34 protein-coding genes are annotated in these 25,554 nt (G+C 36.9%); 20 read left to right on the top strand and 14 right to left on the bottom strand.

What is annotated here, in order from left to right:
• The first annotated feature begins 2 nt into the window (after positions 1–2).
• The 6 genes from gspJ to RT723_RS05510 all read left to right on the top strand — a co-directional run bounded on the left by gspJ (position 3) and on the right by RT723_RS05510 (position 4,846).
• Positions 3–638 carry a type II secretion system minor pseudopilin GspJ gene (gene gspJ, locus RT723_RS05485; RefSeq protein WP_216055191.1) on the top strand — a complete coding sequence of 212 codons (636 nt, stop codon included), beginning with the start codon at positions 3–5 and terminating at the stop codon, positions 636–638.
• Positions 635–1,669: a type II secretion system minor pseudopilin GspK gene (gspK, locus tag RT723_RS05490; protein ID WP_315946184.1), complete on the top strand. Its 1,035-nt coding sequence runs from the start codon at positions 635–637 to the stop codon at positions 1,667–1,669. Before gspJ ends, gspK begins: the two co-directional genes overlap by 4 nt.
• Positions 1,638–2,939: a type II secretion system protein GspL gene (gene gspL, locus RT723_RS05495; RefSeq protein ID WP_315946185.1), complete on the top strand. Its 1,302-nt coding sequence runs from the start codon at positions 1,638–1,640 to the stop codon at positions 2,937–2,939. Before gspK ends, gspL begins: the two co-directional genes overlap by 32 nt.
• On the top strand, positions 2,939–3,433 hold the full coding sequence (locus RT723_RS05500; RefSeq protein WP_216055188.1) for a type II secretion system protein M: 495 nt from the start codon (positions 2,939–2,941) through the stop codon (positions 3,431–3,433). The genes gspL and RT723_RS05500 overlap by 1 nt, the downstream gene beginning before the upstream one ends.
• Positions 3,433–4,170, top strand: a complete 738-nt coding sequence (locus RT723_RS05505) for a type II secretion system protein N (protein ID WP_315946186.1) — start codon at positions 3,433–3,435, stop codon at positions 4,168–4,170. Before RT723_RS05500 ends, RT723_RS05505 begins: the two co-directional genes overlap by 1 nt.
• Before the next feature lie 103 nt (positions 4,171–4,273).
• Positions 4,274–4,846 (top strand): cyclic nucleotide-binding domain-containing protein, encoded by a 573-nt coding sequence (locus RT723_RS05510; protein ID WP_315946187.1) that lies wholly within the window; start codon positions 4,274–4,276, stop codon positions 4,844–4,846.
• Between the two features lie 32 nt (positions 4,847–4,878).
• Here the strand turns inward: RT723_RS05510 and yrfG are convergent, their stop codons facing one another.
• A complete protein-coding gene (gene yrfG / locus RT723_RS05515; RefSeq protein WP_315946188.1) occupies positions 4,879–5,538 on the bottom strand; it encodes a GMP/IMP nucleotidase in 660 nt (219 codons plus the stop codon).
• Positions 5,539–5,601: 63 nt separating this feature from the next.
• Here yrfG and nudE point away from each other — a divergent pair, with 63 nt between their 5' ends.
• From nudE to RT723_RS05530, 3 genes are read left to right on the top strand one after another with little or no spacing between them, the layout of a single operon-like run.
• The gene (gene nudE, locus RT723_RS05520) at positions 5,602–6,174 is read left to right on the top strand and encodes an ADP compounds hydrolase NudE (RefSeq protein ID WP_315946189.1); all 573 of its coding nucleotides are present in this window, start codon (positions 5,602–5,604) and stop codon (positions 6,172–6,174) included.
• Between the two features lie 20 nt (positions 6,175–6,194).
• Entirely contained in the window at positions 6,195–7,025 is an 831-nt protein-coding gene (gene cysQ, locus RT723_RS05525) for a 3'(2'),5'-bisphosphate nucleotidase CysQ (RefSeq protein WP_315946190.1), read from the top strand.
• Positions 7,026–7,040: 15 nt separating this feature from the next.
• Entirely contained in the window at positions 7,041–7,550 is a 510-nt protein-coding gene (locus RT723_RS05530; protein WP_216055182.1) for a hypothetical protein, read from the top strand.
• A gap of 31 nt (positions 7,551–7,581) precedes the next feature.
• Here the strand turns inward: RT723_RS05530 and RT723_RS05535 are convergent, their stop codons facing one another.
• The 5 genes from RT723_RS05535 to RT723_RS05555 form a co-directional block, all read right to left on the bottom strand.
• Positions 7,582–7,800: a YheU family protein gene (locus RT723_RS05535; protein WP_315946191.1), complete on the bottom strand. Its 219-nt coding sequence runs from the start codon at positions 7,798–7,800 to the stop codon at positions 7,582–7,584.
• A complete protein-coding gene (locus tag RT723_RS05540; protein ID WP_315946192.1) occupies positions 7,797–8,792 on the bottom strand; it encodes a hydrolase in 996 nt (331 codons plus the stop codon). Before RT723_RS05540 ends, RT723_RS05535 begins: the two co-directional genes overlap by 4 nt.
• A 136-nt stretch (positions 8,793–8,928) precedes the next feature.
• Positions 8,929–9,144 (bottom strand): TIGR02450 family Trp-rich protein, encoded by a 216-nt coding sequence (locus RT723_RS05545; protein WP_315946193.1) that lies wholly within the window; start codon positions 9,142–9,144, stop codon positions 8,929–8,931.
• Positions 9,131–9,421: a DUF3081 family protein gene (locus tag RT723_RS05550; RefSeq protein WP_315946194.1), complete on the bottom strand. Its 291-nt coding sequence runs from the start codon at positions 9,419–9,421 to the stop codon at positions 9,131–9,133. The genes RT723_RS05545 and RT723_RS05550 overlap by 14 nt, the downstream gene beginning before the upstream one ends.
• Positions 9,422–9,587: 166 nt before the next feature.
• The gene (locus tag RT723_RS05555) at positions 9,588–10,493 is read right to left on the bottom strand and encodes a LysR family transcriptional regulator (protein ID WP_315946195.1); all 906 of its coding nucleotides are present in this window, start codon (positions 10,491–10,493) and stop codon (positions 9,588–9,590) included.
• Between the two features lie 144 nt (positions 10,494–10,637).
• Between RT723_RS05555 and nhaA (RT723_RS05560) the strand changes: the two genes are divergently transcribed.
• From nhaA (RT723_RS05560) to RT723_RS05580, 5 genes are all read left to right on the top strand, one after another.
• Positions 10,638–11,843, top strand: coding sequence for a Na+/H+ antiporter NhaA (gene nhaA, locus RT723_RS05560; RefSeq protein ID WP_315946196.1), 1,206 nt, complete (start codon positions 10,638–10,640; stop codon positions 11,841–11,843).
• On the top strand, positions 11,833–12,255 hold the full coding sequence (locus tag RT723_RS05565) for a Rap1a family protein (protein WP_315946197.1): 423 nt from the start codon (positions 11,833–11,835) through the stop codon (positions 12,253–12,255). The genes nhaA (RT723_RS05560) and RT723_RS05565 overlap by 11 nt, the downstream gene beginning before the upstream one ends.
• Positions 12,256–12,418: 163 nt before the next feature.
• Positions 12,419–13,084 (top strand): flavin reductase family protein, encoded by a 666-nt coding sequence (locus RT723_RS05570; RefSeq protein WP_315946311.1) that lies wholly within the window; start codon positions 12,419–12,421, stop codon positions 13,082–13,084.
• 46 nt (positions 13,085–13,130) lie between these two features.
• Entirely contained in the window at positions 13,131–13,556 is a 426-nt protein-coding gene (locus tag RT723_RS05575) for a thiol-disulfide oxidoreductase DCC family protein (RefSeq protein WP_315946198.1), read from the top strand.
• On the top strand, positions 13,519–14,268 hold the full coding sequence (locus RT723_RS05580) for an SDR family NAD(P)-dependent oxidoreductase (RefSeq protein WP_315946199.1): 750 nt from the start codon (positions 13,519–13,521) through the stop codon (positions 14,266–14,268). The genes RT723_RS05575 and RT723_RS05580 overlap by 38 nt, the downstream gene beginning before the upstream one ends.
• 7 nt (positions 14,269–14,275) lie before the next feature.
• Here the strand turns inward: RT723_RS05580 and RT723_RS05585 are convergent, their stop codons facing one another.
• From RT723_RS05585 to RT723_RS05595, 3 genes are read right to left on the bottom strand one after another with little or no spacing between them, the layout of a single operon-like run.
• Positions 14,276–14,857 carry a CIA30 family protein gene (locus RT723_RS05585; RefSeq protein ID WP_315946200.1) on the bottom strand — a complete coding sequence of 194 codons (582 nt, stop codon included), beginning with the start codon at positions 14,855–14,857 and terminating at the stop codon, positions 14,276–14,278.
• A 26-nt stretch (positions 14,858–14,883) separates the two neighbouring features.
• Positions 14,884–15,474 (bottom strand): HAD family hydrolase, encoded by a 591-nt coding sequence (locus RT723_RS05590; protein ID WP_315946201.1) that lies wholly within the window; start codon positions 15,472–15,474, stop codon positions 14,884–14,886.
• Between the two features lie 30 nt (positions 15,475–15,504).
• Positions 15,505–15,780 (bottom strand): DUF6482 family protein, encoded by a 276-nt coding sequence (locus tag RT723_RS05595; protein WP_315946202.1) that lies wholly within the window; start codon positions 15,778–15,780, stop codon positions 15,505–15,507.
• Positions 15,781–15,974: 194 nt separating this feature from the next.
• On the opposite strand from RT723_RS05595, the gene RT723_RS05600 reads away from it, so the two are divergent.
• The 5 genes from RT723_RS05600 to RT723_RS05620 all read left to right on the top strand — a co-directional run bounded on the left by RT723_RS05600 (position 15,975) and on the right by RT723_RS05620 (position 19,801).
• Complete coding sequence (locus RT723_RS05600) at positions 15,975–16,511, top strand: hypothetical protein (RefSeq protein ID WP_315946203.1); 537 nt, start codon at positions 15,975–15,977, stop codon at positions 16,509–16,511.
• A 124-nt stretch (positions 16,512–16,635) separates the two neighbouring features.
• Positions 16,636–16,842 carry a ParD-like family protein gene (locus tag RT723_RS05605; RefSeq protein ID WP_216055167.1) on the top strand — a complete coding sequence of 69 codons (207 nt, stop codon included), beginning with the start codon at positions 16,636–16,638 and terminating at the stop codon, positions 16,840–16,842.
• The gene (map, locus tag RT723_RS05610) at positions 16,835–17,614 is read left to right on the top strand and encodes a type I methionyl aminopeptidase (RefSeq protein ID WP_315946204.1); all 780 of its coding nucleotides are present in this window, start codon (positions 16,835–16,837) and stop codon (positions 17,612–17,614) included. The genes RT723_RS05605 and map overlap by 8 nt, the downstream gene beginning before the upstream one ends.
• 140 nt (positions 17,615–17,754) lie before the next feature.
• A complete protein-coding gene (locus RT723_RS05615; protein ID WP_315946205.1) occupies positions 17,755–18,666 on the top strand; it encodes an alpha/beta fold hydrolase in 912 nt (303 codons plus the stop codon).
• 4 nt (positions 18,667–18,670) lie between these two features.
• Positions 18,671–19,801, top strand: coding sequence for an RNA polymerase sigma factor (locus tag RT723_RS05620; RefSeq protein ID WP_315946206.1), 1,131 nt, complete (start codon positions 18,671–18,673; stop codon positions 19,799–19,801).
• Between the two features lie 340 nt (positions 19,802–20,141).
• Here RT723_RS05620 and RT723_RS05625 read toward each other — a convergent pair whose 3' ends face one another.
• From RT723_RS05625 to nhaA (RT723_RS05645), 5 genes are all read right to left on the bottom strand, one after another.
• The gene (locus RT723_RS05625) at positions 20,142–20,891 is read right to left on the bottom strand and encodes a type 1 glutamine amidotransferase domain-containing protein (RefSeq protein WP_315946312.1); all 750 of its coding nucleotides are present in this window, start codon (positions 20,889–20,891) and stop codon (positions 20,142–20,144) included.
• A gap of 79 nt (positions 20,892–20,970) precedes the next feature.
• Entirely contained in the window at positions 20,971–21,246 is a 276-nt protein-coding gene (locus RT723_RS05630) for a nuclear transport factor 2 family protein (RefSeq protein WP_315946207.1), read from the bottom strand.
• 91 nt (positions 21,247–21,337) lie between these two features.
• Positions 21,338–22,423 (bottom strand): helix-turn-helix domain-containing protein, encoded by a 1,086-nt coding sequence (locus tag RT723_RS05635; protein WP_315946208.1) that lies wholly within the window; start codon positions 22,421–22,423, stop codon positions 21,338–21,340.
• Positions 22,424–22,480: 57 nt separating this feature from the next.
• A complete protein-coding gene (locus RT723_RS05640) occupies positions 22,481–22,870 on the bottom strand; it encodes an MmcQ/YjbR family DNA-binding protein (protein WP_315946209.1) in 390 nt (129 codons plus the stop codon).
• Between the two features lie 79 nt (positions 22,871–22,949).
• Positions 22,950–24,134: a Na+/H+ antiporter NhaA gene (gene nhaA / locus RT723_RS05645; protein WP_315946210.1), complete on the bottom strand. Its 1,185-nt coding sequence runs from the start codon at positions 24,132–24,134 to the stop codon at positions 22,950–22,952.
• Between the two features lie 253 nt (positions 24,135–24,387).
• Here nhaA (RT723_RS05645) and RT723_RS05650 point away from each other — a divergent pair, with 253 nt between their 5' ends.
• Positions 24,388–25,554, top strand: a complete 1,167-nt coding sequence (locus RT723_RS05650; protein ID WP_315946211.1) for a porin — start codon at positions 24,388–24,390, stop codon at positions 25,552–25,554.

Raw genomic sequence — 25,554 nt, forward strand, 5'->3', positions numbered from 1 at the left:
CTATGATGTTTATCAAAAAAACTTCAGCGGTTAATGGGTTTACCTTATTAGAAATGTTGGTGTCGTTAGCCATTTTTGCCATGTTGGGTTTAGCAACTTACACCGTAGTGAATACAACCGTAAATGGTCACGAGGCGGTATTAAATCAGAATACACAGTTAACCAATTTACAGCGTGCTTTTGTCATTATGGAGAATGACTTAACACAATTAACGCAACGTAAAGTGAGGATCAATGGTGAAGAAGCCAATGATTCATTCTTTCATGTTAGCGATTACTTGTTTGAATCAGAAAGTATTGGTTTTGCCTTTGTTAGAGACGGTTGGACCAATCCAGCTATGGTGTTGCCAAGAAGTGAACTACAACTGGTTGCGTATCGCTTAGTCGAACGACGTTTGGAACGTCTGTATTTTAACTTTGTCGATAATGAGATGGGCACTGAGCCTAAAGTACAAGTATTGATAAACGATATTGAATCAATGACTTTATCTTATTTTATAGATCAAGCTTGGACAGAAGAGCTAGCGCAAGGTGAATTACCCTTAGCGATTAAACTGTCATTAGAGACGGATACTTTTGGATTAATAGAACGTAATTTTCTCATCATTAAAAAAACTGAAGTGGTGAAAGCCACATGATGAAATTCACACCTCGTTATCAAAATAGCCAGCACAAACAAAAAGGTGTGGCATTGGTGTCGGTATTATTGGCAATAGCCTTGTGCGTGATTTTAGCGACAGAAATTTTAACTGAGCAAAAATTTCAAGTACAACGTGTGCAAAATATATTAGAGCGACAACAAGCGTACTGGTATGCCATCAGTTCGGAAAATTTTGTAAAAGCCTTATTAAAACGTACAGCAGAAAAAGACAAAGGGGTATTCAATCTTGATCAACCTTGGGCTATCAGTGGTATGAGTTTCCCTGTTGATGATGGTTTAATAGAGGGTGAAATTAAAGACTTATCGTCTTGTTTTAATCTAAACAGTTTATATTACCCAGATATTGCAGATGACGAAAAAAAAGCACGGTTAGAATTATTTGTCCGATTGCTGTCGAACTTAGATATCACGGCAGAAGTTAGTCATGAAGATTTAGCGGTTAATTTATTTGATTGGTTAGATAAAGATGATTACCCCTCTGGTGCGGTAGGTTATGACGGTGATATGTATACTGGGCTGGCTTTTCCGTATTTGAGTGCGAATTCAAATTTAGCCCATGAAAATGAGTTACGTGTTATTTATGGTTTTGATGTCATGGTGATGACGCAACTAAAAGATAAAGTATGCGTGATCCCGAATAACAATCAATTGCAGATTAACGTCAATACCATAGACGCCGATAACCCTGAATATTTGATGGCAATGTTAGATATTGACCGTGCTAAGGTAGATGATATTTTGTCAAATAGACCGGATGACGGGTTTAATGACATCGCTGAATTTTTTGCACTAAAAGAAGTCAGCTCATTAGCAAATATTGCACAACTGGATAAAAGTCAATTTACGGTGAACAGTAACTTCTTTAAACTGATTACCAATGCTTATTTTAATGATATTAAATTCGATTTAACGAGTGTGTTTCAATTAGATAATAACTATAACGTAAACGTCATAACACGCCGTTTTGGAGGAAGAATTGAGCGAAAAGCTAATCCTGAGACTGAGTAGTCAGAGCTCAAGTTGCATCCCTTGGTTGGTTTGGTCACAAACCACAAAAGAAGTCATAGTGTCTGGGCAATTAGACCATCAGGACAATATATCTGTATTGACTGAATATGCAAAAGGGCGTCATGTTACTGTACTCGTGGATAGTGCCGACGTACGATTGCACCGTCATTTCATGCCACGCAAACCAACTCGGCAACTGCTTAAAGCATTACCCTTCATGTTAGAAGATGAATTAGCTGAAGACATAGAACATTTACATTTTGCGATAGAAGAAACCGGTTACGATAAAAAATTAGAACAATATTGGGTTAACATCGCCATCGTTAAACGCAGTTTGTTGCAACGTTGGTTAACCTTGTTAGCGGAAGCAAACATCCAAGTAAAAAGCATGTTGCCGGACGTGTTATGTTTGCCCGATTTATCTCATCAGTTTGGTGAAGAAAGTAAAAGCATTTCTATTTTAGAGTATGCCAATGGTTGGTTGATCAGAGAAAGCAATTGGGGTGGATTGTTTTTAACTGACCCATGGCTACCAATGTATTTTGAAAAGTTAATACCCGCTCTTAAACAAGATGGAGCAGATAGTCAAAATACGGTGTCGGCCATTGAAGTAAACTACTTTTCTCCTTTACCTGCAGATTTAACCGCAAGTTTAATTGAGTCTGAACAAGTGAACTTATCAGCGGCAGATCAAGAATTACCTATGTTGTTATTGGCACAACAAGCTGAATCGCTGAAGTGGAATCTATTACAAGGTGATTTTGCTCAGAAAAAAGCGGTGAGTAAAAATTGGTCTTTATGGCGTCCCGCTGCAATTCTATTATGTATTACCTTAAGCATTCAATTTGTGATGACAATTACCAAGTGGCAATCGGCTGCACACGGCCTTGATGTTGCTAAACAAGAATTAACACAAATGTATCAAAGTGCCTTTCCAAAAGAAAAACTGAGAATAAATATTTTACGTACACAATTAAAACGTAAGGTGGCTGCGGTTGGTGGCGACACTAATTTGGATTCAAGCGGTTTTATTGAGTTAATGACTAAGTTAACGGTTATCTTCAAAAAAAGCCCTAATATCAATCTTGATTCAATACGTTACGACGATAAACGTGGCGAACTTAGATTAAACGCCTCAGCGCCTTCTTTTCAACAATTTGAACAATTTAAAACCGACATTGAAAAGTTAGGATTATCAGTGAAACAAGGTGCCGTGAATAATGAAGGCAATACCGTTTCAGGTTCATTAAGTATTGAGGAGGCCAAGTAATGGATAAGTTAAAACAAATTATTAACACTTGGCTTAACAGTAAAACAGAAAACGAACAGCGCTTAGTTAAAATCGCTGGGATATTTTTTGTGGTGTTTATTGTGATCAGTGTGGTGTCCAGCATTAATAAAAATGTGACAGAGTCAGAAAAGAAACTAACTCAACAATTAGAGCTTAATCGTTGGGCAAAACAACAAATCGATATCATCAAAGCCGCTAATAAAACTTCAGCTACTGGCGTTTCAGGCCAAAGTTCTATCACACAAGTGATCAATGCTACCGCGAAAAAATACGGTGTAGTAATTGAACGAATTCAACCACAAAAAACGGATTTAGTGAAAGTGGGGATTAATGAAATTGGTTTCAATAATTTAATGAGTTGGTTATCGGAGTTGCAAACTAAACATAACATTAACGCTCAAAATATTGATTTTTCAAAAGCCGATACCTTAGGTATGGTTAAAATCAGAAGACTAGATCTAGGGCGAGAATAATGAGTAAAGTAAAAATAGTCGTACTATTTATAGTGAGTTTTGTTTTATTTACGCTGACATTAGTACCTATCAGTCTTGTGGCTAGTAAACTGTCGCTACCAAAAAACATAGCTTATCAAGGTTTAGATGGCACACTTTGGCAAGGTGAAATTGATGCCGTTCAAGTCAACAATATGTTGTTTGAAAATGTGCGTTGGCAATTTGAATTTAGTAGTTTATTACATGGTAACTTAGGGTTTGATATTAAGTTTGGTAATGCACGTAACAGCCAACAACTTAGCGGAAGAGGCACAGTGTCCTCAGGACTAACCGGTCATCAATTACGTGATTTTGTCTTTAGAATGCCGGCGGATGGTGTAAAACCATTTTTACCTTTACCTGTGGGTGTGATAGCAGGAAGATTGATAACAACGATTGAGGTATTTCAAATAGGCGAGCCGGTTTGTGAACAATTGAATGGTGAGTTTGTTTGGGTCAAAGCAGGCACCGATATCAATGGTCCAATTTCATTTGGCACAATAACATCAACCTTGTTATGTGAAGAAAATAAGTTAGTTGCTAAATTTGATGGTAATAACTTATTAGGCATTGAAGGCAGTGCTGTAATTGAATCGGCAAAAAAGTATGGATTTGATGGTTTTGTTAAACCTGACGTGAGTTTACCTGCGGTTGTGCATCAAGGTGTTGGCATGCTGGGTAAAATGGATAACAAAGGTAAGTATAAAATTAAGTTGTAGTGTTACTATCTATAAATTATCGATTATTTAAAATCGAAGACACAGCGAAATGAGCTCGGTAATTTGATAACTTTGATTGGATCTAGGTGAAAAGAAAAGCCCAATGAAAAGAATAAATAATATTTCAAAATTAAAACTAGTGGAGTTTTTAAATCGAATCCCACTATTTAAAAGTTTGGAACCTAAAGACAGAGAAATGCTGGCCAACATACCAAACATAGTGGTGTTGATTGAGCAGGGTAATGTTTTCATAAAACAGAACCAGTTTGATTCTGACTTTTATATTTTATTAAACGGTGAAGCAGAAATTTCGGTGGATAAACAGTTTATAGCGACAACAACCGCTGGGAACTTCATTGGTGAAGTCGGTTTTATTTGTAATGAAGCGAGAAGCGCAACCGTAACAGCAAAAACAGATATCATTGCCCTTAGGGTTACTCGTGACTTATTTGATTTATTACCACTTAGAGTTAAAGACACGGTTAAACAAAAAATAATTAATGGATTAGTTACCCGAGTTTCCTCGCAAAATAGCAAAATATTAGAATTGGAAGTACAAGTTGATACACTTGAGTTACAAATAAACCCGGACCGAGATAAAGTTGACGCACCTTCAGAGTCAGAAACACCAGCTGAATCGGATTCCCAACACGTACTTAATATAAAAAATGTATAAGCTGGGTTGCTTAAACCCGCTTAGATTTCAGCTTATTTAATGTCGTTTATCAATAGTCTAAAGTCTGTTGTATTGACATAACCTTCAATATTTTTTGCAGGCTTTTTACTGTCTGGGTTGGCGACGGCCAGCAAATGTTTAATTCCAAATTGTTGTGCAGACGCTAATACTGGCTTTGAGTCATCGACAAACAAAGTATGTTGATTATTAAATCCTATATCTTGTTGTAATTGCTGCCACAGGCTTTGACTTTCTTTGCTTACCCCATACTGATGGCATGAAATTAATTGGTCGATATGGTTATCTAACTGTGTCATTTCTACTTTTAAACTTAACGAGTCTGGATGTGCATTCGTGACCAGAATGACTTTTTTACCTGCAGCTTTTAACGCATCTAAAAAAGGTATTGTGTCGTCACGTAATTTTATTAAATGTCGGATTTCACGTTTAAGTTCAACAATGGGTAAATCCAGCTCTTTTTGCCAATAATCTAGGCAATACCATTCCAGTTGACCATGCACTGCATCGTTTTGTTGTTTTAGTTCGTCTTTGGCTTGTTGTAGCGGAATGTCACGCTTTTTTGCTAACGCTTTTGGGGTGTGCTCCATCCAAAAATGATTATCAAAATGTAAATCGAGTAAAGTGCCGTCCATATCAAGTAAAACAGTGTGGATATCTGACCAATTAAGCATAGATTTTTAAACTTTGTTCGTTATAGTAGTAGTCTAGTATCCGATCTTAGCAGAAGGCAATCAATGTCGGAGCATACAAACAATAAAAAGCAGCAATTACCTGTCATTCAAAACGCTGAATTAGTAGCCCAAAGCCGTTTATTTAAAATTGAGCAGCTCGAGTTGGAATTTTCAAATGGTGAACAGCGCACATACGAACGAATGAAAAGTTCGGGCCGAGGCGCAGTCATGGTTGTACCGATTGTGAGCCAAGATGAGTTTTTACTGGTCAGTGAATATTGCGCAGGTACACACAGTTATGAATTGGGTTTTCCTAAAGGGTTGATCGACCCAGGTGAATCACCAGAACAAGCCGCTAATCGAGAATTAAAAGAAGAAATTGGTTTTGGCGCAAAACGTTTGGTGAAGTTAAAAACTTTATCCATGGCACCAAGTTATTTTAGTTCAATCATGCATATTTACATTGCCCTTGACCTGTATCCAGAATCCCTCGTAGGAGACGAACCTGAGCCATTAGAGGTAGTGAATTGGCAGTGGAATAACTTAGAGCAGTTGATAGACCGTGAGGACTTTACAGAGGCGAGAAGCGTATCCGCCTTGTATCTGGCGAAAGAAAAACTAACCTTAATAGAATAAATGCAGTTGGGGAGTTAATAGTGACATTATCACTGGAACAATTAGCAATACATGCCGTTGAAATAGCAAATACTGCTGGTTTGGCTATTTTAGAGTTTTTTGAAGATGGTGACTTTGAGCAATTTAATAAATTAGATGAATCGCCTGTTACCAGTGCAGATTACGCGGCAAATGAAATTGTGATGACAGAGTTAAGCAAACTCACTCCAGATATTCCAATTATGTCGGAAGAGATAGAAAATATATCGCTGGCAGAACGTTCACTTTGGACTCGGTATTGGTTAATTGATCCATTAGATGGCACACAAGAGTTTGTCGCAGGTCGTTCAGATTTTGCGGTAAATATTGCGTTAATAGAAAATGGTAAACCTGTATTAGGTGTAATTCATGCCCCAGTTACAAAAACAACATTTTGGGCGGTATCCGGTTTAGGCGCTCATAAAATATTCAATGGTAAAACCAAAAGCGTGTCGGCTACGCCTGTCGACCCTAAAAATGCATATTTACGCGTTGCCATTAGCCGCGTACAAAAATTAGAAACCATCACTAAATTTATTAAGCCAGATATTGCTTTAGAATTTGTTTCTATGGGCAGTGCCGCGTTAAAATCGTGTTTGGTGGCTGAAGGCAAAGCCGATATTTATATTCGTGTTGGACCAACAGGTGAATGGGATACAGGGGCCCCCCAAGTTATTGTTGAAGAAGCTGGTGGATGTATTTTAGATTCAGAATACGCAGCATTAAGTTATAACCAAAGAGAGTCGGTATTAAACCCAGACTTTATGGTGCTCGGCGATAGACTATTGGATTGGTCGACAATCACCATACCTCATACTTCAAGACGAGATTAAGGAAATAGTTTAATTATGATCACGGATATTAATAATTTAATTGGTTGTGCGATGTCGCTTCTCAGTGGCCAAGAAGCGGATTACGTTGATGGTAAAGTATTAAGCCCTCAATCTGCGGATGATATGAAGTGTATCGCTCGTGATATTACCGAATATCTAAAAAACAGCACGATGAAGTCAGAAGTGGAGATGCAGAAGCTAGAGCATTATAAATATACGTTATTGGCTATCGCCCCTTTTGGTAGCCGATATATATCTAATCGCCATGACCATTATTTTATTGTGCAATGTGACTTTGATTTTGATTTGTTAGAAGACGCGATGGAGCATGAAACATTAGATGACATGTATGACTCTATGTCGATTGCCCACGACTTTGATCGTGAAGAGTTTGAATCAACGGCTATTATCGTAAGAGATATAGACAATAATATTTTAGCGTGTGATTTACGTGGGTGTTGGAGTCCATTAGCCGATAAATTTGCTGTTAGAGTAGAAGATTGGGTTGATCACTACGCGATTTAACATAAGATTAAATCGCACTTGATGATAGCCGTTAACCTTTAAAGTCGTTAGCGGCCATTAAATTTACAGTTTCATGTAACTCGGAATAAACTAACACAATTGACCCACTGTTGAGTTGTTGTTTTACCTCTAATTTTTTTTGCTCAAAGGAAATTTCTGATTCACCATAATCCGTCCCCTCTCGCATTACAAACTCTTCAATAATACTGTTTAATGCATCTGGACTTATTTGTTGCCATGGGATTATCATTTTGTCTCAGTTAATAATTGATTGATGAATTTTACGCTGCGTGTTTCCAACCAAAACTCTGGTTTTAATGGGTTGTTACCCGTAAGGAATCCAACGTGGCCGCCTTTTTTACTTAACTCAAATTGCACGCTGGCAGACATTTCATTTTCACTCGGGATCACAGTCTCATTCATGAATGGATCATCTAGGGCATGGATAATTAACGTTGGTACGGTAATGTTAGACAAAAACTGTTTACCACTTGATTGTTCATAATAATCTTCAGCGCTGGCAAAACCATTTAAAGGCGCGGTAACAAGTTGATCAAACTCACCCATGTTAGCTATGTTATCTAGTTGTTCTTTGTCTAGTAATAGTGGATCTGCGCCATTTAACGCATCTATCTTGGCATGTGTACTGCGTTTTAATTTATCCAGCAAGTATTTTTGATAAACCTTGGCAAAACCTTGACCAATAGTTTTAGAACATTCAGATAAATTTAATGGTGCAGAGATGACAATTGCCCCATCGAGTTGCGTGTCTTTTCTTTCACCAAGGTATTTAGCAAGCACATTGCCACCTAATGAAAACCCTATTGAGAACAATGGATTGGTGGGATGCCTTTGTTTTAAATATTTAATAAACTCACTGACATCAGCGGTTTGTCCAGAATGATAAGTTTGAGCCTTGCGGTTGGTTTTGGTTCCACAGCCTCTAAAGTGCATTAATACGGCAACCCAACCTTGTTGGTATAAGGTGTTCATCATTCGTTTGGTATAAAAGCTATCAAACGAACCTTCTAAACCATGAAAAAGTAGAATGATAGGTTGATTAGGTTTTATCTTATTTACTTGATGTGACCAGGTGACTTCGACAAAATCACCATCACTTAGGTCAAACTCTTGAAAAGCGGGTTTGAAGTGAGACGTAATGGGATACGCTCGAGGTAAAATGGTTTGTAAGTGGCGATTAGTCATCCACCAAGCTGGTTTAAATTTTGATTCAATTAACATACTGGCCCCAATGTTGATCACAGTTAAGTGGGGGTAAATTAGGTAAATTCAAATTTTATTTACTATTTTTAATGAATGATAATACTGAATAAAATTAATGATTTATCGAGTTAGAAATTAGCAATACCTGATGCTTTTATTGCCAACCAATTTTCCATAAATTAGGATCTTTTAATGTTTTCCAATCAATCTCATATTGGTTGTTATTAAATACTGCCTCAATGACACACTTTGTTAGTAATTGCTCATCGTTAAACTCTACATCAACGATGATAAAGTGTTTTTCTTTGTTACTAATCTTACACTTGGTCCACTTACTGTTTAACAGCGTTTTGGGACTAACTTTGTTCATCTTTTTCCCTTTTGTTACGCAAACGTTGCTGTTGAATTAATGCAAAAGTCTGTTCAATCTCAGCTTGGAATGTGGATAAGTTGGTTTTGTTTTGATAGTCGAACGTGAATCGACTATGGAATAACAAGGTTAGAGTGACGTCTTCAAAACCAAGGTAACAGGTATACCCATCAATATCGTGCCAAGCGGTTAATTTGTTAAACGTGGTTTTGTCTGCCACTTTATCACCGTGAGTGAGGACATGATTAAATAATTCTAGATAATTTGCGTAAGTCATATGTCACCTTTTTTGTAACCTTGTTATTAAAGTATCACTTTAAACTGACGAGGGTCTGTTTATCTATCATTTTCAATTCAACGCTGCGTAAAATTAAAGATTAACAAATCCTAATACTCTATATACGTGGAAATAAACGCTATGGTTCATATATTTACGTTCGAGCCTAGTTTAGAGGTGTAACAAATAGTTTTTTTGACTCAGACAATAGGTTTTGAACTGCTGGGTGTTTAACTTTTCTTTCTGGAGAAATAAGATAATAATGCTCCATAACCTGATCAGTTCTACCAATTAGTTTTAGGTTAAATTGATTGATTACGTGTTCTTCAATAATAGTTGGTGCACAACATACACCATAGCCTGCTTGAGAAAAATATTTGGTCAGAGCTGAGTCATCAAGTTCACCAACTATTTTAGGTTTTACGCCAATCTGATCAAACCAAGAGAGTACGCTAATCCTTTGATTGCTACCTTCCCCCGCAGTAAAGAAACCTTCTCCATTCAGGGATTGTGGAAAATCCTCGATTAATTCATTGGCTTTCTCTGTAGCAGCAAAAAAACTCATCCCACTTTTACCAACAAAGTGACTAAATGCTTTAAGTGCAGAATGAGGTGGTAGAGAAGTATCGCTTAATATTGCATCTAATTTGTTTATGGCTAAATCACTTAATAAATTATCTAAGCTAGTTTCTTTACAGATCAATTTAATGTTGTCATCCATGGAATATATTTGTTTTAAGAAATTAAATGAAAACACCTTAGCGATGACATCGGTAACTCCAATTGAAAATTTTGATGAGAACTTTTCAGAATGATTTTGTAATGAATTGATTAACTCATCACCAAGATCAAAAATCTCCTTAGCATAATTATAAGTTACGTTACCCATTTGATTGAGTTGTAATTTTTTACCTACTCGGTCAAACAACTTATACCCTAATTGATGCTCTAGCTTTTGGAGCTGTGAGCTTAACGTTTGAGGCGTGATATGCATAGCTGCAGAGGCGTTAGCAATACTACCGTGGCTGGCAATAGCATAAAAATACTTAAGGTGGTGGTAGTTCAAGCGCATAAATTAGCTAGTCTGAATTAATTTAATCTAATGTATCACAACATTATCAACTTTTAGTTGATGACTTTTCAATTAATAACGACTTTTAATTAACATTGGAGTAAGTATAAATAGACAGACTAAGGTTAAGGTTAAGGATTTGTTATGTCAGAGAACGCACTTATCATAAAGTGGAAAAATTTTATACAAACCGATGCCAGCTCAGGCATCATTCTAGTGTTAGCTTCTTTGTTAGCCCTTGTGTTAGCAAACAGCCCTTTTAGTCCCGCTTATAATTCATTCTTAGAGTTTCCAGTTAGCATTGTTTTGGGCTCATTTGAGATCAGTAAACCTTTAGTACTATGGATAAATGATGGGTTGATGGCCATATTCTTTTTTGTTGTCGGATTAGAAATTAAGCGGGAACTATTGTATGGACAACTCGCGTCAAAAGAGCAAGTCATTTTGCCATTTTTGGCTGCCGCAGCAGGCATTATTTTTCCTGCGTTGATTTATGTGGCGTTAAATTATCAAGATGCGATAGCCATGAATGGGTGGGCTATTCCGTCAGCTACCGATATCGCTTTTGCGCTAGGCTTATTCATTATTTTTGGTAAATATTTACCACCTAGTTTGAAAATATTTTTATTGTCAGTGGCCATTATTGATGACATAGGTGCAGTGATCATTATAGCCCTATTTTATTCCTCAGATTTAGCCCCTAACTCTTTGTTGATCGCTAGCGTAGGTTTACTCGCACTGTTGTTATTTAATCGATTAGAGCTAAGCAACAAAACGCCATTTATTTTGGTTTCCATTATTGTCTGGGCTGCAGTTTTAAAGTCTGGTGTTCATGCAACCTTAGCCGGTTTTGCGGTGGCTCTTTTTATACCAATAGCTAAAGACAAATCTGAATCCATGTCTTATCAAATTGAACACAGCCTTCACCCTTGGATAGCTTTTTTTGTATTACCAGTCTTTGCTTTTTCTAATGCAGGAGTGGAGTTAATTGGTACGTCTGTTTCTCAATTATTTACCCCAGTGTCGATGGGCATTATTGGAGGATTGTTCATTGGTAAACAATTAGGGATCTTTGCAGCATGTTATGCAGCCATTAAGTTAAAACTTTGTAAGTTACCTAAAGATGCCACTTGGTCTCAGTTATACGGTGTGTGTTTGCTGTGTGGTGTTGGATTTACCATGAGTTTATTTATTGGTTCATTAGCATTTGAAGAGCAAGGATTAGCGTATCAAACACAAGTTAAAGTGGGCGTGTTAGTCGGCTCAATAATGTCAGGGGTATTGGGTGCTTATCTAATTAAACGTTCGTCAGATAAACTAAAAATAGCAGGTGATAAAAATGAAAATTAAAACCGTTAAACAGTTGTTCGTTGTTGTTGGATTGTCGTTAACATCCTTTGTTGCAACGGCAGATTTTAAATCAGAAATCATTGAGTCTTGTACTGAGTATCAAAAAAATGATGGTGGCAAGTTTGTCAACGCATGCAAGTTGTATATAGACGGCTTTATAGATGCCTCAATGCAATACCATGAAAATACCAATGACGATAAAAGTAGTTTTATTAAACGGGTTTATCGAACACGAACTATGTCCGGGGAAATAGTGAATAGCGATTTTGAGCGCCCTTTTTGTATTCCTAAAAAGCTACAACGACAACAAGTGGCATCAAACGTTGCTAAGTCTATAGAACTTAACAATTTAGATATCATTGATTTTAGACTTGTTGTCCATCAGTCGTTGGTCAATCAGTACCCATGTTGAAGTAAATAACCGAACCCAACCTTTTCAGACAAGGGATTGTCTGATTTTTTAAGGGGCATCACCAGTATATTTTTAGATGAAAAACGAACCGAGTTATCGGTTGTGATCTTTATACAGTGTTTCTGCGTATTAATACTAAGTTAATAGGTAGAAGTGATTTGTGATGCAGCATTACAATAAAGATGATTTAACAAAAATGGATCAGCGTTACCGTGTACAACTAATCAATAGTTTATCCGGGTTTAAAAGCGCAAATCTGATTGGTACATCTAATCTAGCGGGCCTGCATAATCTTGCTATTTTTAGTTCTGTATTTCATTTAGGGGCATCACCTGCATTGGTCGGATTTATTATCAGACCAGACAGTGTAGCTAGACATACTCTTGATAATATTCAACAGACTAAAACCTATACCATCAACCAAATTAGCGGATCGTTTTGGCGTGAGGCGCATCAAACCTCAGCACGTTATTTAGAGCAAGAAAGTGAATTTGAACAGGTCGAGTTAACCCCTGAATTACATCAATGTACCCGCGCGCCGTTTGTAAAGGAAAGTCGCCTTAAATACGCTTTGTTGCTCAAAGATATCATGTCTATTCCGCTTAATGGCACCCAATTAGTTATAGGTGAAATAACCGATGTGATTTGTGAGTTTAGTGCAATCAAACCCGATGGATATATTGATATTGAATCGTTAGATACCATTGCAGTTTCTGGTTTAGACAGCTACCACTCAACTAATAGATTGTCCCGTGTCAGTTATGCTAAAACAGATAGTCATCCAACGGATATTCCATTAGATGGCTTATTAGCTAAACATCAACCTTAGCGACTTCATGCGCTCGAATGTCTCACTTAAAATTAACGGGAATATAATGTTAACAATATTTTATGATGGCCATTGTCCATTATGTGTTGCCGAGATGAATCATTTGGCTCGTGACGATAAAAATAACCTAATAGAATTAGTCGACATACATCAGCCTAATTTTAAACAAAGGTTTCCTGAAATTGATTATGATGCCGCCATGAAAATATTGCATGGTAAGTACCAAGGCAAAATCCTGTTTGGTTTAGAAGTAACACATAGAGCTTGGACATTAGTAGGTAAAGGCTTTTGGGTCGCGCCGTTAAATTGGCCGGTGATAAAAACGCTCAGTCATTATGTGTATTTATTTTTTGCGAAATATCGACAACCTATTTCATCCGTTCTAACTAAGCTTTTTGGTTTAAAGGCCATAAGCTGTCACTCGGGGACTTGTTATGATAACTCAACAAACACTGATCGTAGGCGCAAATAGCGAAATAGCGAAAGCATTGGCTTGTGAAATACTTAAACAACAAAATTGCGGCTTGTTATTACTCAGCCGCCATTTTGACGAGCAGTGGCAGCATGAAAGAACACCTGAGCAACTGCAACGGGTAAAATTAATCAGCGTTGAGGATTACAGCGAATCATCCATTGAGCATTCGATAGATAAAATTAATTCAAACAGTCAACTGCCGATCACCCGAGTTTTTATCTGTAACGGTTTATTGCACAACAAAACGGTTAAACCGGAAAAACGGTTAGAAGATTTTGATGCTGGAGCATTTCATCAAGTGATGTCAGCGAATGTGTTAACACCAATGTTATGGCTGCAAAAATTAACACCTATTTTAACCGGCGAGGTAAAGTGTAAAGTGGTGTTGTTAAGTGCACGGGTCGGAAGCATTAGTGATAACCGTTTAGGTGGTTGGTATAGTTATCGAGCATCAAAAGCAGCACTCAATATGATGGTGAAAACCGCATCAATTGAATTAGCTCGGCGAGCAAAAAACATAAAATTAATACTCTTTCATCCAGGTACGACAGACAGTCCTTTATCCAAACCGTTCCAAGCAAACGTGCCTCAAAATAAGTTATTTAGGCCAGAGTTTGTTGCTACTCAATTATTATCAATTCTAGATAAACAAGAGGTTGATGGAGTCGCTAGTTATTTAGATTGGCAGGGTGATTCTATTAATTGGTGATCAAAGGTTAGTTGAATTGCATATTGAACAGCGATAAAGAAAAGGTTTCAGGTTTTTTATTATTAATTAACAAACCAATTTCAATAATATCTTCAGAAGCTAATAGAGGTGCATTGGCAATCATTCGACCACGAAACGAGGCTTGAAAATCCTTCAATAAAAATCGAATAGTTTGGCGTTGACCATAAGTTGTGGCGAAATTGTGTTTATAGGATAAACGGTATCCATCTAGCATAGTGATCATTCTAAGTTGATAAATCAGTCCATCACCCATGACGTTAATAGAAACCGTTTTGAGGTGACTTGATAACGGATTAATAGGGCGAAATGTTGAACTGAATCCGCCATTATTTTCTAACGAAATGAAACCAGAGAATATGCCATAGCCATTTTCAAAATGTATCTTTCCTAGTGACCGTCCACCCATTACCCCGTCATTCGTTATACGCCAATGTTTGATTTCTTCAGCTTGACTAAAATCAATAGAATGTGAATTGGGGGTGATAGCTGTGTTGGTCATTTTTGGGTTACTCATTGTATAGTTCGCATAGATAACTGCTGCAATTACAATAGCGAATAATAGTTTCATTTTGTCGCCTTAATAACACAGTTAAATCACATTGTATTTTCAATAATTTGGCATAAGTCGGTCAGTTCATTTACGACTAATGTCGCCAAATCAGCATAATCTAGAGATTTTCCATGGGTGACCAAACAAGACATCGTATTGGCATTAATTGCAGCCTGTATGTCATATAAGAAATCACCAACGTATAGGATATTTTCAGGCTTTATTTGCCATTGTTCAGCCAAAAACAATAAGGCGTCAGGTGCAGGTTTTGCTTTGTGTTCTTCGCGTGAAATTACAATAGGAATATTTAAGTTATTGTTTTCCATTTTTATTAAGGCAGCTTCACGGCAATTACGAGTGACAATCGCCATCGGCAGTTTTAACTGATGTAATAATGCTAATAAATCATCAGCACCATCAAGTTTCACTGAGTCCATTGCTTCACTAATTTCATAGCCGATTAGCTGGGGCTCAATGACATCCCTTTGTGCTTTGGGTTTAGCGTTTACAAAATCTAATAAATCGACATCTAGTGGACAACCCAGAGACTTTTTTATTTTTGTAAAGTCTAAGGAAGATGAGACTAAGGTGTCGTCTAAATCAAAAATAACAGCGGATAATTTATTAGTTAACACTATTTTTCCTTATAACTATCAAGTTATGTATTAAAAACTGATCATTTGACGACAAGGAGCTGAAGGACTTAAACCACACATTTCATCGTAGGCCGTTTGGTACTCAAGAGTGGCGTTAAAGATATTATGGTTTCTTAAATAGTTTTTTGCTTCAATTAACGATGACGTAATCGTTATTTTATTTTGCTGGTTTAAGCTAACTAAATTATTTGAATCATCAACAGCCCCCACTAAGTAATGGGTAGATTCTGAGACACAAATAATAGTCGGGGTTAATTTAGTTTGATTGGTTAACGTGTTATTCATGGTCGAACTCCAGTAACAAGGTTGTTGGTGTCTAATCTTATTACGGTATTTTCATGAGTACAGATCACTATGTCCTCAATGATAATAAAAACACGGTGTTCACATTAAACAAAAATAATGTTTTGACCCATAGTGAACTTAATATCTTGATGTAACGTATAACTTAATAATTCATAACCCCAAATGGTATTTATATGCGTATTGTTATTTTATTGATTGTGTCCGCCCTGTTATCTGCATGCAGCACATCATTCCCTAACCAAATGGTTGAAGGTCAAACCTTCCCAGCTATTAGTGGTGAAACCCTAGAGAAAAAAACGTTAAACATTCCACAGGACTTAAATCAAAATCCAGTATTGCTATTAATTGGTTATAAACAAAATTCGCAGTTTGATATTGACCGTTGGTTAATTGGTTTAGACATGACTAATACGCTGGTGGACGTTTACGAATTGCCAACTATTCAAGGCATGTTCCCAAGAATGTTCAGCACCGTTATCGATAACGGGATGCGTAAAGGTATACCTAAAGAATTATGGAAAGGTGTGGCAACTGTTTATGCAGATGGTGAGAAAGTACAAAAATTCACAGGTAATGAAAATGGCAACAACGCCAGAGTCGCCTTGTTAAATAAAGAGGGGATTGTTGTGTATTTTTATGACGAAGGTTTTTCAGTTAGTGCATTAAATAGATTAAGAAAAACCTTATCGGCTCTGAATGATGAAGAATAAGAACATCATTGAGAGTTCAGGGGGGGTAAATTATATACTGCTATTAATAACAAACTGATTGACTCATTCAAGGTTTTGAATATACACTTTGTATATGTTACGTATATAAAGTGTATAAAGCCAAATGGGAATAGTAAAAATATCAGAAACCTTGCATGAAGAAATTAGACGTTCTAGCAATGTCATGTCCAGATCCATTAATTCACAAGCTGAGTTTTGGATAAAAGTAGGCAGGTTGGCAGAGTTAAACCCAACACTGACTTTTACGGAAATAATGAAAGCTGAGTTGTTAAAAGCCGATCAGAGTATTGCCGAGGCGTTTCATGAGTAAAGTCATTTTAAAAAATGAGCAAGAAATTACGTTAATGCGTGAATCTGGTCGACTATTGGCACAAGTATTTAAAATGTTAGATGAATTTATTTGTGAAGGCATGACAACATTGGAAATAGATACCAAAGTTGAAGATTATATTCGTAATGAATTAAATGCCCGCCCTGCCAGCAAAGGTCAATATGATTACAAATTCTCATTAAACTCATCTATTAATGACGTGGTTTGCCACGGTGTTCCTAGTGAGACAGTCAAGATCAATACTAAAGATATTATCAATCTTGATATCACCTTAGAAAAAGACGGATTTATTAGCGACTCCAGCAAAATGTATACCTTTAGCAATACCAGTGTCGACGCTAAACGTTTAGTCAAAACTACTTATGATGCCATGTGGAAAGGCATTAATGTGGTGAAGCCAGGAGCAAGGTTAGGCGATGTTGGTTATGCAATTCAAAAACATGCAGAGCAGGCCGGTTACAGTGTTGTAAGAGAATATTGTGGCCATGGCATCGGCCGTGAAATGCACGAGGCTCCTCAAGTATTGCATTACGGCAGACCAAATACGGGATTAGTTTTAGAAGCCGGTATGACGTTCACCATTGAACCTATGATCAACCAAGGCACTCACAAAATTAAAACCAAGAAAGATGGTTGGACAGTAGTCACAAAAGACAAAAAGCTTTCTGCTCAATGGGAGCATACTATTTTGGTGACCAAAACGGGGTTTGAAGTATTAACACTACGCCATGAAGAAAGCCCAATAAATTAACACGGCTTCTTTGCTAGCCTTGATAAATGTGTTTTTATTAATTTTTTTATAAAAGTTTGTCACACATTTCTTATGACAGGTTACTTAGTAATTGAAAGAACAAATTCTTGAACATTATTACTAAGGTCATAGGGCATTTTATGAGAAATATTCAGTTAACAACAAACAACAAAATGTATCATGTTGGATTATTATTTCTGGCGATAGTATTTGCTAGTTTTAATACGGCTGCAGAGGTCAGCCAATCTAAAAGTAACCTATTTGATGTTACGGTTATAGGGCAAGGCTCCCCAATTATATTGATACCCGGCTTGATGTCGGATGGATCTGTGTGGCAACACATCGCTAAAGAACTTTCAGATAAACACCAAGTTCATAGCATCTCCATTGCTGGCTTTGCAGGCACGCCACCTGTGGACAACTTTTCATTGGAACAAGTTAAAGAACAACTTATTAATTACATAACGATAAATAAGTTAAAAAAACCAAGCGTAATTGGCCATAGTTTAGGTGGGTTTATGGGTTTTTTATTGGCGTCATCAACGCCTGATCTTATTGGAAAATTAATATCAGTTGATGGTTTACCATTTATTGCACCAGTATTTACCAGAACGAATGACAGTACGGTGCAATCTATGGCCTCTCAAGCTCAATATATTCGTAATATGTACCAAAATATGACACCTCAGCAAGTGGCAGCTCAAACCCAACAAGGTATTTTTATACAAGCTAAGTCGCAAGCCGCACAACAAAAAATCGTTCAGATGGCGCTAGCGTCTGATCCTAAAACAGTCGGTGAAAGTATTTATTATTTAATGAGTCACGATTTACGATCACAAGTTGAAAACATTAAAAGCCCAGTACTGTTAATTGGTGCTTCGGGGGCATTTACTCAAACTTCTCAACAGCAACAAGTTGAAGTATTGTATAAACAGCAACTCGACAGCATAACCAAGGCGCAGTTAATCATGACTACTCAAGATAGGCATTTTATTATGTTAGATAATCCGACTTGGCTACTTAAGCAGATCAATGATTTTTTAGAAGGGTAATGACATGGAATTAACTTCTAATTTACAAAATGATGTGGAGTTTTCCAAACAAGGGGATATCGCCGCTTTTGAACGGTTAATAAAAAGTACCCAGAATATGGTTAGCAGTATCGCTTTGGCGATAGTAAAAGACTTCCATCAAAGTGAAGATATAACTCAACAGGTGTTTATTTCAACGTGGAAAAATATTAAATCATTAAAAAATAACAGCAGCTTTTTGCCTTGGATAAGACAAGCAACACGTAATACGGCATTTAATGCACTCAGGGCAAATAAATCAACCACGACCTTATCTGATGCTGAATCTGAGCAGTTGTTGTTGCAACTTTGCAATCATGATTTGACTCATGAAGAACAAGTGTTATTAAAAGAAAAGAACAGTATTCTAAATTCATTTTTAGAAAAATTACCGGATGATAGCCGAGATGTGGTTTTACTTTACTATCGTGAAGAGCAATCGACACAACACGTTGCCACATTGTTAGAGATAAGTCCTGAAAACGTAAGGCAAAAACTAACAAGAGCCCGTCGTTTGTTAAAAGATGAATTGTTGAGCTCCTTTGGTAAAGTGATATTTTCTACTGCGCCAAGTGCGACATTTACCGCTTTAGTAATGGCATCACTTGGTCATTCTGGCAAGGCTGCAGCAGCAACGGCTGCAAGTCATGTAATCGCGACCAAACAGACCAGCTTATTGGGTAAGTTTTCCATGTTGCTAAGTGGCGCTATGTTAGGCGCGACCTTAGGGGCATTAGCCACATATTTGGGCACCAAGCCTGCGTTAAAACGCATGACGGAGGAAAAGGATAAACAAAAGCTGATCAAACACCGAAATCAGACCATTGTGTGGGTAATACTTTCCGGACTGGCACTAGTCGGCGCGTATGAGTTTGGTACAACATACCTAATCATTGGAACCTATATTGTGTTTGCTATCGGACTTTATTATTTTAATAAACGAACTAGCGTTCATATTATCAATAGCCTTTATAATAATCGTCGTTTAAGCGACAAAGAGAGTAGGCGTAAAAAGATTGAACAAGCTTGTGGTCATTGGGGATTAATTATTGGCGTTGGAAGTGGATTTGCTGGATTAATAGTCGGACTAATCAACAGTGGTCAATTAGTATTATAAGTATCAGCTTAGCTTAAGTATTAAACCAAGATTGACTAAAGCAACAATCTTGGTTTAATCAACATCAGTTTAATAGTGGCTTTTTACTCCATAAGTTATTTAGGTTTACTTCTCTAGGTTTGCCGTTTTTTATCTGCCATTGAACATAAACTATGCTTAGAATGATTGCAGAACCTTTGTATAAATTTGAATCCAATTCGCCAATGAACCAACCACAGGACGTAGTTAACGTATTAGTAGCGCTTCGTTTTATTACACGATTTATTTTTAACGTATGTGATTCATGCAACCGTCAATACTTATTAGTAACAACGATTGCATTGTATACTCACTCACGGGGTTAGTTAATTAGTTGTATTATTTTTTTAGCTACAAGTGCTGAAGATAGATAGTTCTGACCAGTGACCACTCGCCCATCAACTTCTATGTATGGTGTGTTTCTTGGGGCGTAGTTAAAGTCACCACCATGCTTTTCTATTGTTTCTGTGATTTTAAATGGAAATTGTTTATAGTATTCTTTTTTAGGGTTTTCATATTCATCAGGGTAACCACTAATGCGTTTACCTGATACAAGGAACTCGCCAGAGCGTAATGTTAAAAAGGCAATCCCAGCTGTACCGTGACATACAGAGGAAATAATACCGTTATGGTTTTCATAGATGTCCATGACCAAATTTTGAATAGGCTGGCTATTTGCAACTCCATACATAGCACTACTTCCTCCAATATAATGGACAGCTTTATAGTTATTAGCTGTGACATCTGAAGGTTTTTTAGTGTTTGCTATCGCATGCATAAAATCAGCGTCATATAGATATTTTTTCTGTAATTCATTCGATGTATTTATATAAGACAATGGAATAGCGCCACCTTCAGGACTAATAAAATCCACTGTAAAACCAGCAATTTTAAACTCATGGTAAGCATTTACTATTTCAGAAAAGCTAGCGCCGACGGGTAGTGATGAGGTGCCATGAAAATGGACATTAGAAACAATAAATAAAATCCGTTTACCATGTTGAATTGAATGCTCATTAGTGGCAGTTTTGCTGATTATTTTCCAGTCGTCTTTGATTTTTTTAGCAAAAATAAATCAATAAAACGTCGTTGTTCAGTCGGTAAGATGATTTCCACTTTTGCAGTGGCAATGAATCCAGATACACCAATATTTAATATCTCTCCAATGCGTCCGGTATATTCACCAATATTATTTTTTTGAACCAATTGACATACTCTTTGGCGGGGACTCGCCAAATTTCCTTTTCTTTATTTTCTAATAATAAATTAGCGTCTGTATAAAAAGCTTCTGTAATTTTATCGGGGTAGCTATAAGACGTACCTTGAATATAGTTATTTAAGGTACGTCTTATGTCTTCATTATCAGAGTTGGCTGACGTCTGGGTGCTAAATAAAGTTAATAGCCAAAGCAGTATTATAAATTTCATTGTTTTTCCAAGTTGATTATTAAAAACAATGATTACATTAATACTGTGACTGTTGACTTACAGTCGCAGGTTATAATTTTACACTACGGATTTATAAATTTAGAGTTTGTTCTTTATATTTTGCAGGGGTCAGTTTGGTTTGCTTTTTGAAAACACTATAAAAAGTAGATTGAGAATTAAAGCCGCATAGTTCAGCGATAGTTTCAATCGTTTGATTACTATTAGAGACAAGTATTGATTTTGCTGCCTCAATACGAAGTTCATTGATGTATAAAGAGAAAGACTTATTCAAGTTATCATTTAACAATTGAGAGAACTTAGGCGTTGAAATTCCTAACCGCTTAGCCACTTGTGGCATGCTAATTAATGAGTTTTTATACAGCTCTTCATTTTTCATTAACAGATGAAGACGGTCTATTAACAAGTCTGCTTCTTCTGTTGTGATTTCTTTATCAGCGTATTTTATTTTTATAACCTTGTCCTTAAATTTAAATAACACTAATAAACAAGCGATGAAAAGAATGAATGAAAAAGACAGTGCACCAGCAATATAAGAAGTATATGAGGAAGTGAAATAGGCTAACCAGATAATGGCATTACCAATAAAAACACTGAGCAACCAAATGTCATCTTGTGTAAGCTTAGCTTGTTTTGTAATACTCTTAATTTTTGGGCTAATGACAATGAATGATAAAACTATATACATCAACCATACATAATTTATCAGCGTATAAAGCAGATTTCTCCATAACTCTAAATGCTGTTGGTACGGAAAAATTATACCTATGATTGTGATAACGCTGACTAATGCGATGAGGTGGTGTGACCACCGAACTTTCTGATGTGTAATCAGTTTGAGGTGACTCAAACAAAAGAAATAAAGCAGAGGGCCAATTAAAAAACAGGCCGATAAACCAATCTGTAAAATAATGATAATAATGTCAGGATTAAAATGATAAAGAACCGATTTTAATGTACGAATACTGATCATTATCAGCATTGCCGCTAAGAAGCGATTGCTCAAGTTTTTAGACGGTTGAACCCATAAATACAAAGCAACGATAAACCCGTTTATAGAGCCTAATGCGCTTAAAATTAAGATAAGTTGAGTACTAATTGGTAGCATATATATTAAATTTATAAACCTGATACCATATTCTGACAGAGCAATGATCAAATATCACTTATTTAATTTTCGCTTCATTTTTAATCTCACGATTAATAGGACATAAAATTATAAATGTAGCAAAATAGAGGCTTGATCTTTCTTGGTCATTTTACTCACTACTAAATCAAACGAATTATCTATCAAACGTTCTATCTCTCCTTGTGGAATAGAACCATCTAAAATTACCGTGTTCCAATGTTTTTTGTTCATATGATAACCCGCAATAATAGCTGGGAATATGTCACGTAACATCAGGGCTTCGTCTGGATCACACTTTAAGTTTAAGTAATATGGCGTTGAATTATCTGGGGCTTTAATATGATCTTTACCAGAACCCAACAAAGCAAACATTTTACCTTTTACTTTGTAAACTTCCGTTACATTGTCAAAAGGAAAATCAACTAATGTAGCGGGTTTAGATTTTAAATATTGCTGAACAGAAGTTTGAATATCCATGAACAGTTCCGGACTAATTATAGTGTTGTTTAATATTGAGTTAAAGTTAAGCGCAGCATGATAACCGCGCTTTATATTGTTATTTGACTGCTGATTCAGCGGCTTTCCGGCTGCGTGATATAAAGAATGCGCCAGCAATAGCCGATAAAATTGAACCGGATAACACCCCTACTTTGACACTATTTAAATGTTCAAACCCTTGATGTTCAAAGGCTAATGAACCAATGAATAAACTCATAGTAAAGCCGATGCCACATAACAAGGTAACCCCGTATAACTGAGTCCAATTGGTCCCTTCTGGCAACTTAGCTACGCCCGCTTTTACTGCTATCCAGCATGCGCCAAATATCCCCACTTGTTTACCAATAAATAAACCAGCCACAATCCCCATCACCACTGGGTTAAAAATGTCGTCGGCCGATGTGCCAATCAATTGAACACCCGCATTGGCAAAAGCAAAGACAGGCAATATAAAAAAGGCGACCCAATTATGGAGGCTGTGTTCCATATGGTGCAACATAGGGTGACCATCTTCATTATTAACATTAATTGGAATAAACATAGCGACCGCGAAGCCGGCTAATGTTGCATGCACACCAGATTTAAGTACGGCAGCCCAAACTATCATGCCAACTAAAACATACGCACCTTGTGCTCTCACTTTGTAACGATTTAAGCCAAATAAAACTAACAAACCAACAGCTGCGACAACGAGTGAAGTAGTGGATAAGTCTGCTGAGTAGAACAAGGCAATAATGACTATGGCGCCAATATCATCAAAAATAGCCACAGACAGTAGAAACAGTTTTAACGTAATTGGTAACGAACGGCCAAATAGGCTGAATACCCCTAGCGCAAAGGCAATATCAGTAGCCGATGGAATTGCCCAACCAGTCACTGCAACTGGATCATCAAAGTTAAACCAGACATAAATCAGTGCAGGGACTGCTATTCCAGCTACAGCGGCAATAGCCGGAAGTGTAATTTGGGCAACTGAATTGAGGTGGCCTTGTAAAATCTCTCGTTTTATTTCCAAACCAACCATAAAAAAGAAAATGGCCATTAAGCCATCATTAATCCATAACAATAGTGGTTTAGCTATTTCGAATGATCCAAATTTAACGGCCACAGGCAGATTTAACATGCCATTATAAAACCCATCCAGTGGCGAGTTAGCAAAGATTAATGCGAGCAACGCAGCGCAGACAAGTATAATGCCGCCCGCGGCATCATGCTGGATCATTTGTTTGAAATTTTTAGACATTGTATGTCCTTCACAGTTAGTAGTGGCAGCAGGATAACAAGGAAACTCTCATTATAGAACTAATGAACGATTATGGGTTAATCCCAAAAGGGCGTTTGCGCTCAAATTGCATCGATTTCCCCCTATAATATTGATATATCTCAACAATAATAGCTATATATTGGCAGAATTTGTACAATTGGTTTACCTTTATTAGGTGACACAACAACTTTCAAATTAAATGTTAATAAAACTAATTAATGGGTAGTAATTAATGAAAAAGACACTCGCAGCAGCAATAATAGTTGCCCTTGGTGCAACTTCTACATCTGCGTTGGCAGAAACAAGAATCAATGGATTTGCTTCAATCGTAGCGGGAGTTATGACTGATAAAGACACTTCTCTTTTTGGTTACTCTGACAACCTTTCCTTTAAACCTGAAAGTCTCTTTGCATTACAAGTATCCTCTGATCTTGGTGAAGGCTTATCTGCAACGGCACAAATCATGTCTCGTGGCGAAAATGATTACTCTACAGAGTTTGAATGGGCATATTTATCTTATGAGATAAGTGATAGCACTCAAGTTAATGCCGGTAAACTTCGTATTCCATTTTACCGCTATTCTGATTTTTTAGATGTGGGTTATGCGTATAATTGGGCTCGCCCACCACAAACGGTATATAACCTAGTATTCTCAACATTTGATGGTGTTAGTATCGTCAACAACCATACTTTAGGTGATTGGGATTCTAGTATTCAAGCAATCTACGGTAGTTACGACGGTAGTGTTAACTTACTTTCAAATGAAGATCCTGCTGAATTAAATAACATGATGGGTGTGAACTGGACAGTAAGTTATGACTGGCTAACTGCTCGTGCTGTTTATATGGTGGCAGAAACCTCTATCAGTTTTGACAACAATCCAGATCCAGATCAAATCCTAAATCAAGGTATTTCACTTGTTGGCGCTGTATTCCCTGAAGCTGCTGATAGTTTAGTGGTTAATGAAGACAACGGATCATTTTTTGGCTTAGGTTTTAGCGTTGATTATAATAACTTCTTGATTGATGCCGAATTTACAACGGTGGAAGTTGAAGACAGTATTGTCGCAACACAAGAACAATATTATGTATCTGTAGGTTATCGTTTTGATACTTATACTGTGTATGCAATTACAGAGCACAGAGAAGATAAAAATGATGATAATTACAGCGGTCAACTTCCAGCTGTATTACCACTTTCAGCTGACTTAACTGTTTATCCTCAAGCTACTTACCAAGCGCTATTAGCGAGTCAAGAAGAAGAGCGTGATGCCTTCACTGTTGGGGTACGATATAACTTCCACCCAGCAGCAGCGCTTAAAGTTGATTATACATCGTACGATGTGAAAGGCGTTGGTGAGAGTAACTTGTTGTCAGTTGGCGTGAATCTAGTATTTTAA

Origin of the sequence: Psychrosphaera aquimarina (genome assembly GCF_032461525.1) — a bacterium.
Classification (GTDB): Bacteria; Pseudomonadota; Gammaproteobacteria; order Enterobacterales; family Alteromonadaceae; genus Psychrosphaera; species Psychrosphaera aquimarina.